The organism is Nocardia carnea, from assembly GCF_029868325.1.
In the GTDB taxonomy this organism is placed as follows: domain Bacteria; phylum Actinomycetota; class Actinomycetes; order Mycobacteriales; family Mycobacteriaceae; genus Nocardia; species Nocardia carnea_C.
Map to the genome: position 1 here is coordinate 42,549 of NZ_JARWNW010000096.1, position 13,682 is coordinate 56,230.

The window sequence follows — 13,682 nt, forward strand, 5'->3', positions numbered from 1 at the left end:
CGTCGACCCGGGGCGACCAGGCACAATGGGTTGCCGTGTCCACCGATGTCGCCGTAGTGCTCTTGTTCACCCTCGCCGGATTCCTGATCGGCGGCGCCTACTCCACCTGGAAGACCACCCGCCCACTCGCGATCAGCCTCGCCGTGGCCGCGGTGCTCGCGGCGGCGGGCGCGGTGCTCTGGTTGCTGTGACGAGGCTGCTGCCCACTCCCGGCGGCCGGTAGAGCCGAGCCGGCGCGCCCCCGGCGCCGAATGAGTGTGCGGCTCGCGGCACTGCGCTCGGTCCACGTGGCAGCGCAATCGCTGCTGTGAGGTTTCCGGCGGCGGTCGACGGGGCAGTCATCGACAGGTGTCCCGGAACCGCCTCCCCGCCATCGGCGACAGGTGGTTCCCGGCCCTGTCGATACGCCGGTCCTGCCCATCTGCGCCGGGTGGGACCGGCGTACCGCCACAGCAGCCGGTCGAGAAGCTGCCCGGCTGTGTTCGTCGAGAAGCGGCCCGGCAGTAAGCGGCAACCGCCGGTCGCCCCGGAAGCAGACCGATGCGCGGGCGTCCGTTTCGATCAGTCCACCAGCAGGGCGGCCTTCAACTCTCGTGCTGCCGCCTCCGGATCATCGGCTGCCGTGATCGCCCGTACCACCACCACACGCTCCGCGCCCGCGGCCCGGACCTCCGGCAGCGTCGACCCGTCGATACCGCCGATCGCGAACCACGGTCGCGCCGGCGCCGCAGCGGCGGTTTCCCGCACCAGTTCCAGCCCCGCCGGTTCACGACCCGGTTTCGTGGGCGTCGCCCACACCGGGCCCGTGCAGAAGTAGTCGAGATGTTCGTCGGCGGCGGCCAGGCGAGCCTGTTCACGGTCGCGAGTGGAGCGGCCGATCACCACATCCGGGCCCAGGATCCGGCGGGCGTACCAGGGCGGGAGGTCCTGCTGGCCCAGGTGCAGTACATCGGCCGCGGCGGCCAGGGCGATATCCGCGCGGTCGTTCACCGCCAGCAAGGCGCCGTGACGGCGGGTGGCGGCCCGGAGTTCGGCGAGCGCCGCGAGTTCGCCCATGGCCTCCAGCGGACCGAACCGCTGCTCCCCGGGCGACCCCTTGTCGCGTAGCTGGATGATATCGACACCACCGGCCAGCGCCGCATCCGCGAACGCGGCCAGATCACCCTTCTCGCGGCGGGCGTCGGTGCACAGGTACAGCCGGGCGGTCGCGAGACGATCGCGCGGCGGGAGCTGTCGGCGAGCGGAGGACGGTTGCACAACTGCCACCGTAACCGCGCTAACGTGGAAATGTTGCAGGAGGTGGAACGTAGTGCGAACATCCGCGACCGTCGCCGTGGTCGGTGGCGGTGTGATCGGGCTCGGCGTGGCATGGCGGGCCGCGGAAGCGGGCTGGTCGGTCACCCTCTTCGATCCGGCCGTCGGCAGCGGCGCCTCATGGGTTGCCGGTGGGATGCTCGCCCCCCTGTCCGAAGGCTGGCCGGGTGAGGACGATGTGCTCGCGTTCGGGGCGGCGGCGCTGGCCCACTGGCCGGATTTCGCGGCCCGGCTGGCGGCGGTTACCGGGGTCGATGTCTACGTGGCCGGCGAAACGCTGACCATCGCCCAGGACGGCGCGGACGCCGCCGATCTGCACACCATCGCCGACTGGGTGAACGGGCACGGACACGATCTGCGGCTCCTGGATCGCGCCGGGGTGCGGGCGCTGGAACCCGCGCTGGCCCGCACCGTGCGGGCCGGGTTGCTCGCCGGCGCGGAACCCGCCATCGACAACCGGCGGCTGGTCACCGCGCTGCGCAAGGCCGCCGATGAAGCCGGTGTCACCGTACGCCCGGAACGGGTGCGCGACCTCGCCGAACTCGACCACGACCGGATCGTGCTCGCCGCCGGTGCCGCATCGCCGGCGCTGTGGCCGGGGCTGCCGGTGCGGCCGGTGAAGGGTGAGATCCTGCGTCTGCGGCAGCGTCCGGGGACGCAACCGCCACCCACCCGCGTCGTGCGGGCCCGGGTCCACGGGCGGCCCGTATATTTCGTACCGCGCGACGACGGCGTGGTGGTGGGCGCGACCCAGTACGAAGCGGGTTTCGATACCGCCGTCACCGTCGCCGGGGTTCGCGATCTCATCGCCGACGCCGAAACCGTGCTCCCCGGGATCGGTGAATACGAACTGACCGAGGCGAGCGCCGGGTCCCGCCCGGGCACCCCGGATAATCTTCCACTGATCGGCCGGCTGTCCGACCGCGTGATCGCCGCCACCGGGCACGGCCGTAATGGCATGCTGACCAGTGCGCTCACGGCCGACGCTGTTCTCGCCGAACTCGGCGGACAACCGCTGACCGAAGTCGCGGCGGCCGATCCGCACCGATTCGGTGCGTCCACATCGTCAGGAGGTAGTCGATGACATTGTCATCAGCATCGGGGTCACCCGCGGCCGGATCGCCGGTCCCGATCGGTGTCACGGTGAACGGAACCGAGCACGAGTTCGCCGCCCCGCTCACCGTCCGGGAACTGCTGCAGCGGCTGGAGCTGCCGTGCCAGGGTGTGGCGCTCGCGGTGGACGGCGCGGTGTTCCCGAAATCACGCTGGGACGAACCGGTCGGGCGCGGTTGGGAGATCGATGTGCTGACGGCGGTCCAAGGTGGCTGACGAACCGTTGCGGATCGCCGACCGTACCTTCGGCTCGCGGCTGATCATGGGCACCGGCGGAGCGGAGAACCTGACGGTACTGGAGGAGGCACTGCTCGCCTCCGGAACCGAACTGACCACGGTCGCCATGCGCCGCATCGACTCCGCCGGCGGTACCGGCGTACTCGACCTGCTGAAACGCCTCGATATCGCCCCGCTGCCCAATACCGCGGGCTGCCGCACGGCGGCCGAAGCGGTGCTCACCGCTCGGCTGGCGGCCGAGGCGCTGGATACGAACTGGGTCAAACTCGAGGTGATCGCCGACGAGCGCACCCTGCTACCCGACCCCATCGAACTCCTCGACGCGGCCGAACAGCTGGTCGACGCCGGGTTCACGGTACTGCCCTACACCAACGACGACCCGGCCCTGGCGCGGCGGCTCGAGGATGCCGGCTGCGCGGCGGTGATGCCGCTGGGCGCGCCGATCGGCACCGGGCTGGGGATCGGTAATCCGCACAATATCGAGATGATCGTGAGCCGCGCGCAGGTGCCGGTGATCCTGGACGCCGGTATCGGCACCGCCAGCGACGCCGCCCTCGCCATGGAACTCGGCTGTTCCGCCGTGCTGCTCGCGACCGCCGTCACCCGGGCCCGGCAGCCGGCTTTGATGGCCGCCGCCATGGCGGATGCAGTACGGGCCGGACACCGGGCGCGCGAGGCGGGCCGCATACCGAAACGGTTCTGGGCGCAGGCCTCGTCGCCCGGGCTGTAGAAGCGGTCGCCGCCACGCGAGGTCGCGACTCCGGATACTGCATCCGGCGTACCCCTGGTCTGCCCGCGTACTCAGCGGGGGTGTGGCTCGGGGGCGACTCATCCTCGAGGATGACCGCGAGTCACGACCATCGGGCGACGCGCGCACTCCGGGGATAGGGCATGCTGGTCGGCATGATCGAAGTCCGGGGCTTGACCAAGCATTACGGGCAGACCGTCGCGGTCCAGGACCTGACCTTCGCCGTGCGACCGGGGCAGGTCACCGGTTTCCTCGGACCGAACGGCGCCGGTAAATCCACCACCATGCGGATGATCCTGGGCCTGGACCGGCCCACCTCGGGTACCGCGTTGATCCACGGCAAGCCGTATGCCGAGCTGAAGCATCCGTTACGTGAGGTCGGCGCGCTGCTCGACGCGAAATGGGTCCATCCCAACCGCTCCGCGCGCGCCCATCTGGAATGGATGGCCGCCTCCAACGATCTGCCGAAATCGCGGGTCGAGGAGGTACTGCGGCTGGTCGGCCTCTCGGAGGTGGCCGGGAAATCCGCAGGCGGATTCTCGCTCGGGATGTCGCAGCGGTTGGGTCTGGCGGGGGCGCTGCTCGGCGATCCGAAGGTGCTGCTGTTCGACGAGCCGGTCAACGGCCTCGATCCGGAGGGGATCCTGTGGATCCGCCGGTTCATGCAGCGGCTCGCGGCCGAGGGGCGCACGGTTCTGGTGTCGAGCCATCTGCTGTCGGAGATGGCGCAGACCGCCGACCATCTGGTGGTGATCGGACGCGGCCGGCTCATCTCCGATTCCACGACCTCCGATTTCATCGAACGGGCGTCGGAGGCGTCGGTGCGGGTGCGCAGCCCGCAACTGGACGAACTGCGCAGCCTGCTGACCTCGCACGGGATGACGGTGAAGGAAAACGACGGCAATGCCGACGGCGCGGCGCTCATCGTGAACGGTGTCACCAGCGATGCCGTCGGGACGCTGGCCGCCGAACATCAGATCACCCTCTTCGAACTCGCTCCGCAGCGCGGCTCCCTGGAGGAGGCGTTCATGCGGATGACCGGCGGGGACGTGCAGTACCACGGCGAGATCGGATCACCGGCGGATGCCACCGTGATCACGGGCAAACCGGCGGATTCGGAGCCGCTGTTCACGGGAGGTACGAAGTAATGGGCGTGATCGCCGCGGAACGTATCAAACTCACCTCCACTCGTTCGCCGTGGTGGTGTTCGGTGATCGTGGTCGCGCTGGCCGTCGGGTTCGCCGCCCTGTTCGGTCTGATCGGGCGGATCGCCGCCGACGACCCACAGGCCGCCGGTCCCCCCGCCATCACGGTCGATACCGCATTTCTCGGCGTCACCGGTTTCGGCATCCTGGTCTTGTCCATCATGGCGACCCTGACCGTGACCAGCGAATACCGGTTCGGCATCATCCGGACCACGTTCCAGGCCATCCCGAACCGCACCTCCGTGATGGGTGCGAAAGCGCTCCTGGTGGGCCTGTATGCGGCGGTGCTGACCACGGTGCTGGCGTTCGCCGCCTACGCCATCGCCAAGGCGGTCGCGGGAGACGCGGGCACGACGCTGGTACTCGAAGGCAACTGGCGGGCGCTGTATGCGGTACCGATCCTGGCCTTCCTCAATGTGGTGCTGGCCATCGCGATCGGTGTGCTGGTCCGGCAATCCGCCGCGGCGATCTCCTTGCTCGTCCTGTGGCAATTGATCATCGAACCCTTGGTCGGCGCACTGGGTAAAGTGGGACGTGAGATCAGCGCGTTCCTGCCGTTCCAGAACGCGAGCCGCTTCGCGACGATGGACGACTCGCTGTCCTCGGCGAACTGGCATTGGGGTGTGTGGGGCAGCCTCGCCTACTTCACCGCCTTCGTCGTAGTCGTCGCGGGCATCGCGGTGCTGGTGGTGAACCGGCGCGACGCCTGACCCCGAATCGCCCGAGCCGCTTCCCTCGCCGCTCGGGTATCGGGTGCGCGACCTTGTCGGGAGAATTCGCGCGCCCCGCGCCTCGGCGGGCCCAGCCCCGCCGCCGGGGGGGGGTAACCACCCGGGCGGGGGCGCCCCCCCCCGGGCGCGGGCCCCCACCCCGCGCACCGGTGGTCGTTATCACAGCCTGGACGTCTGACCTGATCATCGATCCGCGGCCGGCGCGAACGCCCACTATCGGTAACCGGGAGTTCACCTCCTGCCCCGCGGCGCTGGCTACTATCGAACCCGAGACCGACGAGGTCAGGCACCACACGTTTTCCATCGGCGGACCCAACGGCGTGCCGCACTCCTCCGATAGAGAGGTGACAGGTGACCATTCTCAGCACTCCCACCACGGCAGACCCCCTGAGATACCCTCGGGACGTGAACGAGAAACCCTCCGGCAGCACCGCGCCGGAGCCGGAGGTCGACAACGACACCGCGGCTCGCGTCGGCGACGAGGGCCCGACCGTCGACCCGAGCCCCGTCCGGAAGAACGGTGATACGGCGACCACACGATCACGACGGGGGCAGCGCCGGCGATACGGTGACACGGCCGGGTCGTACCCGCCGGTCGAGGCCGCGGGCAGCACCACCGCGCAGGACGCAGTCGACACCGACCCCGGGGACGTAGACGAACCGGCCCGCCCCAGGATCGGTCCGCTCTCCGCATTCATGTACGCCGCGAACAACCGTCCCGATGTGATCGATGTCCTGCGTAAGGCCCGCCGGCAGCTCCCGGGCGATCCCGCCTTCGGCGATCCGCTCTCGGTCAGCGGCCCCGGCGGCGCCCGCGCCGTAGCCCGCGCCGCGGACCGGCTGGTCGGCGACAGCCCCAGCGCTGCCCGGGAGATCGGTTTCGGCGCCCTGCAGGTGTGGCAGGCCGCGCTCGAACGCCTCGGCCGCGGTAAGGGCACACAGGAAATGACGGTGATGTTCACCGACCTGGTGTCGTTCTCGTCGTGGTCGCTGACCGCCGGCGACGAGGCCACCCTGGACCTGCTGCGCAAGGTTGCCCGCGCCATCGAACCGCCCATCGCCGAACGCGGCGGGCAGGTCGTGAAACGGATGGGCGACGGTGTGATGGCGGTGTTCCCGTCCGCCGACCGCGCGGTCGAAGCCGCGATCGCGGCCCGGCGCAACCTCGCCGATATCACCGTCGGCACCTATCGGCCCCGGATGCGGATCGGCCTGCACACCGGTTCGCCGCGCGAGATCGGCGGCGACTGGCTGGGCGTGGACGTGACCATCGCGGCCCGGGTGATGGAGGCGGCGGGCAACGGCCGGATGATGATTTCCGAATCCACGCTCGCCGCGCTGGAACCCGAGACGCTGGCCGATCTCGGGCATACCGCCCGCCCCTACCGGCGCAGTTTCTTCGCCGCGCCGCTCAGCGGAGTTCCGGAGGATCTGCGTATCTACCGGGTCAGCTCCGGCTAGCGACCGTTCCGGGCCCGGCGGCCGGGCGATACTGCTGCCGGCCTGTTCGTCGTACGGATCGTCGCTCCCCGGCCCCTGTGCGCGCCCACAGCGCAGGATTGCCGCGCACAGCCGCATCCGCTGCTGCGGCACAGGCGGGCAGCGGGTCTGCGCTATACGACGGTGCCCGACTTGCCGGCGGGCGGTTTGACGACACCGACCAGGTCCGCGTTGCCCATCTGGTAGCTGTTGGACCGCAGCTGATTGCTGGAATTGCCCTCGATGGTCGTAATGGTGCTTCCGTTGACCGATTCCACGATGCCGATGTGATCGGGGTTCCCGTCCCCCTGCCAATCGAAGACGATCAGATCGCCTGGCTCGGCCTGGTTGGCAGTGGCGGTCTCGAGGTTGGCCTTGGCGTCGTTCCAGATCGCGGGCACGTAGTTCTTGTTCGTCCAGTCGACCTCGTAACCGGCCTTCTCCCAGACATAGCTGGTGAACGAGGCGCACCAGGCGTCGCCGATGTTGTACGGGGTGTTCTTCCCGGTATCGGTGTAGTACGCGGTATTGGAACTGCCGCCCCGCTCGGCCACACCGCGACCCAGTTCGTCGCGGGCAATACTGAGGATGCTGTCCCGGGTCGCGTCGCCTGTCACGGTGAAGGTCATGTTGCTGGTCGGCGAACGGTCACCCCAGATCGTGTTCGGGTCCCCGCTGTTGCCGGGAGTGAGGCGTTCGATTCTTTCGGCGCCGGCGTTGTACTCGGCTTGGACACCGTCGACGAGTTCGATGACCTCGGCGAGTGTGTTCAGGGCGCTGCCGACGGCCTCGGCTTCCGCGGAGATCGGCATATGGTCATTGCCGTCGACGTCACCGTCGCCGTCGATGTCTACGGCGCCCGGCAGCCCGTCGAAGATTTCCTGCAGCGCCCGGACCTTCGACATGATGTCCTGGAAGGTGTGATTCGTGGTTTTGAACGCCGCGTAGGTCTCCGCGTCGACCGAATCGTTGTTGGCTTGCATATCCGCGGTCCTGTTTTCGATTTCACCGCGGCGCCCACCGTAACCCTCGATCATGACGGACTCGCCCTCCGGGGCGTCGAGCCCTTTCGGGCTGAGCATGCCCCGATCGTCCAGCCAGCTCACCATATCCGGGTCATAGGTCGTTTCGTTCGACGCCAGCAGCAGAACCTGCGACTGAATGTTCTCCTCGACACCCTCTATGACGGCCCTGGCGCCCTCCCGAATCCCCTCGGGCGGCGTCAGTTCGATATTCAGCTTGCCGTGGTCTTTGTCTGTCATAGGAACGCCCGTCTCACGCCCAGGCGGAGGCGACCGACCAACGAGCACTCGACCCTCATCAGCACCTCACGAACGCACTCGTCTCGGCCGCCGTGTCGCTCATCGGCGGTGCTCCACCACAGATCGCTTCGATTATCGGACATTCCCGGCATTGGTGATATCCGGGGACTGTAGCCCCCGACCACGAAGAGGGCGAGCCGTGGAACAGCCACAGCGCCGGATCCTGTACTACCGCAGAGTAATCGGTCCGCAAAATGAGCGCATGGACAGTGACCGGGCCAGGATCACCCAACCCCCAGCAGCCCCCGCCCGCAAAGCGGCGGCTGGGCACTGTTCACGGCATGAACAGTGCTCTGTCGCTGTCCGGTATACCGCCACGCTTCTGGTCGAGGACGCCGTCGTGGCCGTCGGCGCACAGGTCAGCATCCGCGAGGGCCGGCAGTCGCTGCTCGGCGATCAGGTGCGTGATCCGGAACTGACCGCCGACGGGTCCGGCCGGGCCCTGACTCTCACCCTGGCCGCCACCGCGTGTACACCGCGGTCGGTGCGCGCCCTGCGGGAAACGCTGCAGCGTCATCCCGGCGGCACCGAGCTCCGCATCAATCTGATCGGCGCCCGGGGGCCCCGGCTGCTCGCGCTGGACCCCCGGTTCCGGATCGCCGCCTCACCCGCTCTGATGGGTGAACTGAAAGCGCTGTTCGGACCGGCCTGTCTGCGTTGAACGCTCCGGGCACGAAAACGCCGCCGGGTGGTGGTCCCGGCGGCGTTGTTCGAGGTCGACGTCCAACAAGCGCCTCTCGGCGGGTGGTCGCTCGTAGCGACAAATGGGGTGCGGCCCGGGGCTGTCCGAACGCCGACATGGGTATTCAACCCGGGCACCCGGCGAGCTATTTCCCGCCAGGTTGTGATGCGCGCTACCCGGTGTAGTTCACAGCTCGAGATGCCGGTTCATCGACATCGCGGCCTCGGCCAGCTCCGGGAGTTCCAGCACCTGCACCCCGTGCTCCCGCAGTTTCTCCACACCCACACAGTTAACGACGAACGTCGCCGGTTCCCGCCAGGCGATCACCACGGCCGGGATCCCCGCCGCGAGCACCCGGTCGGTACACGGCAGCCTGGTCTTGGTGGCGCGTTCCGAACAGGGTTCCAGGGTGCTGTACAGGGTGGCGTGACGTAGCCGCGGATCCGCCGGATCGAGTTTGGCCAGCGCGGCCTCCTCGGCATGATTCTTGGGATCGGCTTCCCGGGAGAAACCGGTGGCGAGCTCGACCCCGTCGGCGACGATCACCGCACCCACCGAGAACGCACCCGGCACCGGTGGGCTGCGCCGCGCCAGCCCGATCGCCCGGTTCATCCAGTGGTGGTGGTCGGGTTCGGGCATCGGGCCTCCTGGAGTCGATAACGCAACACTGCCACATCCCCGAGCTGCGCTACCCCGAGCAACGACATGCGGTGGGTGGAGCCACCCGGGAATGCTGCGGGGTACAGGAAACGTGGTGCCTCCGGGTCGCCGACCAGGGCGGGGCCGACGGCGAGATGAAGTTCGTCGGCCAGACCGCCGGCCAGGAACGCGGTGTGGATCCGGCCACCGCCCTCGACCATCAACCGCGAGATTCCGCGGGCAGCGAGGTCGTCGAGCAAAGCCCCGAAGTCGAGCTCAGCACCCAGCGCGACGATCTCGGCGAATGCGGTCCCTCGGTCCTGCGCGGGCGCTGTCGGTCGTTCCTCCGCAGGCGCGGTCAGCCGTTCAGCCAGCCGTCGCGCGCCGGATTCGGTGGTGTAGACGAGCGGTGGGTGTTCGGCCGTACCGTGATGCCAGAATCGGGCGGTCGGGTCCAGGTCGCCGGCGGCGGTCACCGTGACCTTCCGGGGGTACTCGGGTTTCCCGGCGGCGACGCGTGCCCGACGGCGCCCCTCGTCCTTCACCAACAGCCGCGGATTGTCACGGCGCACCGTTTCGGCCCCCACCAGAATCGCGTCCGACCAGGCGCGCAGCTCGTCCACCCGATCGAAATCGGCCTCGTTCGACAGCAGCAGTCGCTCGTCGGCGGTGTCGTCGATATACCCGTCGACACTCACCGCCACCGAGAGCAACACAAAGGGGCGGGGCACGCCGGGAGTGCTGGCCGGCACGTGCGAGCCCGCGGTACCGCCCGGGCCGTTCTCGCCCGCGGCAACCATCACGCCTCCGGGCCGAGCACCCGGCTGCGCGGGATACCCAGCACCCTGGCCTCCGCCGGGACGGCCGCACCCGGATCCGCGGCGGGGTCACCGGCCGCCGATACCGCTGCTACCACCTCGCTGTCATCGGCCCTCTCGGCCGGATACGGCGGGTTCAGCAGGACGGCACGCTCCCCGGGGCCTTCCGGGTCGGCGTGCAACCACACGAACTCGGCCCCCAGATCGATCGTGCGGGGAAGGGTCGCGGCCAGCTCGGCGATATCGGTCTGCGGGCATTCACTGGTATCCATTCGCGCCGGCGTCGCGCGCAGGTCCGGCCATGCCGCCGCGAACGCCGCATGCAGCGGCCGCTGATCCACCTCGTGCTCCGGCACCCAGGCCAGTTCGACGCTTTCCATATTGGGCTCGACGGGCAACGGCTTACCGGCGTCGGCGATCACAGTGGTGTAGGTCCAGCCACTGGGTGCGACGGCCGTGACCCGTTCGGCGCGCACCTGGATATCGGCGGCCTTGATCCCGGCTTCCTCGTCGGCCTCACGCACCGCGGCGTGCACCGCGGTCTCGTCGCTGTCGCGGGCCCCGCCGGGTAGCGCCCAGGTACCGCCCTGATGACTCCAGGGCGCCCGGTGCTGTAGCAATACCGCCACGCCACCTGCCCCGATCGGGGCGCGCAGCAGCAGCCCGGCCGCACCGAATTTCCCCCAGTGCCGTACCCCACCGGGGCTAACAGCCCACCCGTCTCCATCACCGCGCATCTCGCACCGTCCTCGTCGACCGTCCCCTTCCATCCTGCCGTACCCGGCTGCGGGGATGGTCGTTGTGGCCGTCGAAGCGCGAGCGGGCACAATACCGAATACGCTCAGGACAGCGGTGTGAGCGGGATCGCCCACATACCGCAGAGCGATACAGCGCACACGGCGCCCAGAGTTGGAGGGTGGACATGACGCGGTCGGCGGTGGATCGGGTGGTCTCCGAACCCGAACCGGCCCAGCCCGAACCGGACCGGCCGGAACCCGCGCCCACGACCGGGTGGTCGGGCCTTGTCCGGCCCCGGGTCGAAACGGCCTGGAAATGGCTGGATCCCACGCGGCTGCGTCAGTTCGCGCAATCGTCGCCGGGGCGGCTCATCGGGGTCGGACTGCTACTGGTGGTGCTGTGCCTGGGATCCGGGGCGATCACCGCGGCCGGCGTGCACGACCGCCAGCACGATCTCGACATCCTGCTCGCCGGTACCGAACCCGACGCCAATGCCGCCCACCGGCTCTACACTTCGCTCTCGGTCGCCGACGCCGCCGCGGCCACCGCCTTCATCTCCGCCGGCCTGGAACCACAGCAGGTGCGCGACCGCTACAGTCAGGCGCTGGGGGAGGCGGGCGCCGAACTGGTGACCCTGTCCGGGGAGGGCGCCGAAGACGATCGGCAGCGGATCGGTATCGGTTCCGGGCTGCCGGTCTATTCGGGTCTGGTGGAGACCGCGCGGGCGAACAACCGCGAGGGTCACCCGGTCGGGGCGGCGTATCTCAGCGAGGCGTCACACCAGATGCAGAGCGAATTGCTGCCGATGGCCGAACAACTGTATGTCCGCCGGGCGGACGCCGTGGACGAGGCGCAGGACCGGCATGTGCGGCCGCCGCTGGTCTCGATCGTCGTCCTGCTGGCCGCGCTGGCCGCGCTGGTCTGGGCGCAGCGGCTGATGGCGCGGCGCTGGCACCGGACATTCAACCCGGGCCTGCTGCTGGCCTCGGCTGCGGTACTGATCCTGTTGCTGTGGACGGTGATCGCCGGATCCGTATCGGCGTCGGCGATGTCGGGCGGGCGCTCCGACGGCACGGTACCGGCTGCCCGGCTCACCGAGAGCCGGATCCTGGCGCAGCAGGCGCGGTCCGCGGAAACCCTGAAGCTGGTGCGGCGCGATACCACCGGCGATTACGACCACACCTTCGACGCCAACATCACCCGGCTCAACGAGCTACTCGCCGGGCACACCGACCGCGCGACCACCGACGCCCGTGCCGCGCTGCTGCATTGGCTGGCAGCGCATCAGCGGATGAACGAAACACTGAATCGCGGCGAATTCGCCCGCGCCGCGACGATCGCCACCGCGCCCGGTGCCGAAAATGCCACGGTGCATGTCGAAGCCCTGGACAAGGCCCTGGCCACCGGTATCACCGAAACCCGGGACACGCTGCGCAGCAATATTTTCCACAGCGCCCGGGTACTCGACTACCTGGCGCCCGGTGCGGTGATTCTCGGAATCGCCGCCGCGGCGTATATCGCCTTCGGAATCTGGCCGAGACTGCGGGAGTATCGATGAGACCTGCGCCCAACCCGCCCCGCCCGGCGGCGCGGCCCCGGCGAACCGGCCGCGCCCTGCCACGCTCCGGCGTGCGGTCCTGGCCGCTGCGCAGTGCCATCGTCTGCACCGCACTGCTGCTGGCCGGCTGCGCCACCGGTCCCGGCCCGCACAGTGAAACACCGCACGGCGACTACGCCGAACCGCCGCTCCCTGCCCAGGCGACCGCGATACCCAGCGACGTCCCGGTACAGGTACCCGACGACCCGGACTGCGGCGACCCCACCGCAAGCCTGCGCCCCACCGGCCCCGCCGCCACCGGGCCCGCCCTGAACCGGATCCGTGCCCGCGGCCGCCTCGTGGTCGGGCTGGACACCGGCAGTAACCTGTTCAGCTTCCGCGACCCCAACAGCGGTGTCATCGTCGGATTCGACGCCGATATCGCCCGCGAGGTGGCCCGTGACCTGTTCGGCGACCCCGATCGGATCGAATACCGCAGCCTCGGTTCGGAAGAACGGGAAGACGCGCTCATCGACCGCCGCGTCGATATGGTGGTGAAAACGATGACCGTCACCTGCGCGCGGTTGCAGCGGGTGGCGTTCTCCACGGTGTACCTGCAGGCGCATCAGCGCGTGCTGGCGGTCCAGGGCTCCGGTATCGAGAGCCTGAAAGACCTGGCGGGTAAACGGGTCTGCACGATCCGCAGTACCACCTCGCTGGAACATATCCGGCGAATCCAGCCCAAAGCGTCCATTCTCACCGTCCCCACCTGGGCCGACTGCCTGGTGGTGCTGCAACAGCGGCAGGTGGACGCGGTGAGCACCGACGATTCGATCCTGGCCGGCCTCGCGGCCCAGGACCCGCATACCGAACTGGTGGGCCCGAGTATCAGCCAGGAACCGTACGGAATCGGAATCCCGAAGGGCGACGAAGATCTGGTGCGCTTCGTCAACGGAACCCTCGACCGCATCCGCGCCGACGGTACCTGGAGCCGGCTCTACAGTCAGTGGCTCTCCGCCCTCGGCCCCACTCCGGCGCCCCCGCCGGCGACCTACCGGGACTGATCGCCGGTGGCGACGGACGAGTCCGGCAACCGCCCCGGCTCCGGTGACGACCCGG

The 13,682-nt window shown here is 69.3% G+C and carries 15 protein-coding genes; 10 read left to right on the forward strand and 5 right to left on the reverse strand.

Translation table 11 applies throughout. From position 1 onward, the window contains the following. The first annotated feature begins 35 nt into the window (after positions 1-35). Positions 36-191 (forward strand): hypothetical protein, encoded by a 156-nt coding sequence (locus QH196_RS06270; RefSeq protein ID WP_280414795.1) that lies wholly within the window; start codon positions 36-38, stop codon positions 189-191. A 370-nt stretch (positions 192-561) separates the two neighbouring features. On the opposite strand, the gene thiE is transcribed toward QH196_RS06270, so the two are convergent. After that, positions 562-1,257 carry a thiamine phosphate synthase gene (gene thiE, locus QH196_RS06275; protein ID WP_280414796.1) on the reverse strand — a complete coding sequence of 232 codons (696 nt, stop codon included), beginning with the start codon at positions 1,255-1,257 and terminating at the stop codon, positions 562-564. A gap of 52 nt (positions 1,258-1,309) precedes the next feature. Between thiE and thiO the strand changes: the two genes are divergently transcribed. The 6 genes from thiO (at position 1,310) to QH196_RS06305 (ending at position 6,809) form a co-directional block, all read left to right on the forward strand. Next, positions 1,310-2,398: a glycine oxidase ThiO gene (gene thiO, locus QH196_RS06280; RefSeq protein ID WP_280414797.1), complete on the forward strand. Its 1,089-nt coding sequence runs from the start codon at positions 1,310-1,312 to the stop codon at positions 2,396-2,398. Then, entirely contained in the window at positions 2,395-2,643 is a 249-nt protein-coding gene (gene thiS / locus QH196_RS06285) for a sulfur carrier protein ThiS (RefSeq protein ID WP_280414798.1), read from the forward strand. Before thiO ends, thiS begins: the two co-directional genes overlap by 4 nt. After that, the gene (locus QH196_RS06290; RefSeq protein WP_280414799.1) at positions 2,636-3,394 is read left to right on the forward strand and encodes a thiazole synthase; all 759 of its coding nucleotides are present in this window, start codon (positions 2,636-2,638) and stop codon (positions 3,392-3,394) included. The genes thiS and QH196_RS06290 overlap by 8 nt, the downstream gene beginning before the upstream one ends. 173 nt (positions 3,395-3,567) lie before the next feature. Then, positions 3,568-4,560: an ABC transporter ATP-binding protein gene (locus QH196_RS06295; protein ID WP_280414800.1), complete on the forward strand. Its 993-nt coding sequence runs from the start codon at positions 3,568-3,570 to the stop codon at positions 4,558-4,560. Next, positions 4,560-5,327, forward strand: a complete 768-nt coding sequence (locus QH196_RS06300; protein ID WP_280414801.1) for an ABC transporter permease — start codon at positions 4,560-4,562, stop codon at positions 5,325-5,327. Before QH196_RS06295 ends, QH196_RS06300 begins: the two co-directional genes overlap by 1 nt. Positions 5,328-6,044: 717 nt before the next feature. Then, positions 6,045-6,809: an adenylate/guanylate cyclase domain-containing protein gene (locus tag QH196_RS06305; RefSeq protein WP_280414849.1), complete on the forward strand. Its 765-nt coding sequence runs from the start codon at positions 6,045-6,047 to the stop codon at positions 6,807-6,809. A gap of 152 nt (positions 6,810-6,961) precedes the next feature. Here QH196_RS06305 and QH196_RS06310 read toward each other — a convergent pair whose 3' ends face one another. Then, positions 6,962-8,089, reverse strand: coding sequence for a CHAP domain-containing protein (locus QH196_RS06310; RefSeq protein ID WP_280414802.1), 1,128 nt, complete (start codon positions 8,087-8,089; stop codon positions 6,962-6,964). A 400-nt stretch (positions 8,090-8,489) separates the two neighbouring features. Here QH196_RS06310 and QH196_RS06315 point away from each other — a divergent pair, with 400 nt between their 5' ends. Then, positions 8,490-8,810 (forward strand): hypothetical protein, encoded by a 321-nt coding sequence (locus tag QH196_RS06315; RefSeq protein WP_280414803.1) that lies wholly within the window; start codon positions 8,490-8,492, stop codon positions 8,808-8,810. Positions 8,811-9,017: 207 nt separating this feature from the next. Here the strand turns inward: QH196_RS06315 and QH196_RS06320 are convergent, their stop codons facing one another. The 3 genes from QH196_RS06320 to QH196_RS06330 are packed head-to-tail and all read right to left on the reverse strand — an operon-like array spanning position 9,018 to position 11,025. After that, positions 9,018-9,470, reverse strand: coding sequence for a deaminase (locus QH196_RS06320; RefSeq protein WP_280414804.1), 453 nt, complete (start codon positions 9,468-9,470; stop codon positions 9,018-9,020). Next, positions 9,440-10,270, reverse strand: coding sequence for a RibD family protein (locus tag QH196_RS06325; RefSeq protein WP_348538051.1), 831 nt, complete (start codon positions 10,268-10,270; stop codon positions 9,440-9,442). The genes QH196_RS06320 and QH196_RS06325 overlap by 31 nt, the downstream gene beginning before the upstream one ends. After that, the gene (locus QH196_RS06330) at positions 10,270-11,025 is read right to left on the reverse strand and encodes an NUDIX hydrolase (protein ID WP_280414805.1); all 756 of its coding nucleotides are present in this window, start codon (positions 11,023-11,025) and stop codon (positions 10,270-10,272) included. The genes QH196_RS06325 and QH196_RS06330 overlap by 1 nt, the downstream gene beginning before the upstream one ends. A 185-nt stretch (positions 11,026-11,210) precedes the next feature. Between QH196_RS06330 and QH196_RS06335 the strand changes: the two genes are divergently transcribed. Both QH196_RS06335 and QH196_RS06340 read left to right on the forward strand, forming a co-directional pair. After that, on the forward strand, positions 11,211-12,584 hold the full coding sequence (locus tag QH196_RS06335; RefSeq protein ID WP_280414851.1) for a hypothetical protein: 1,374 nt from the start codon (positions 11,211-11,213) through the stop codon (positions 12,582-12,584). Then, on the forward strand, positions 12,581-13,627 hold the full coding sequence (locus QH196_RS06340) for a glutamate ABC transporter substrate-binding protein (protein WP_280414806.1): 1,047 nt from the start codon (positions 12,581-12,583) through the stop codon (positions 13,625-13,627). Before QH196_RS06335 ends, QH196_RS06340 begins: the two co-directional genes overlap by 4 nt. Positions 13,628-13,682: the final 55 nt, after the last annotated feature.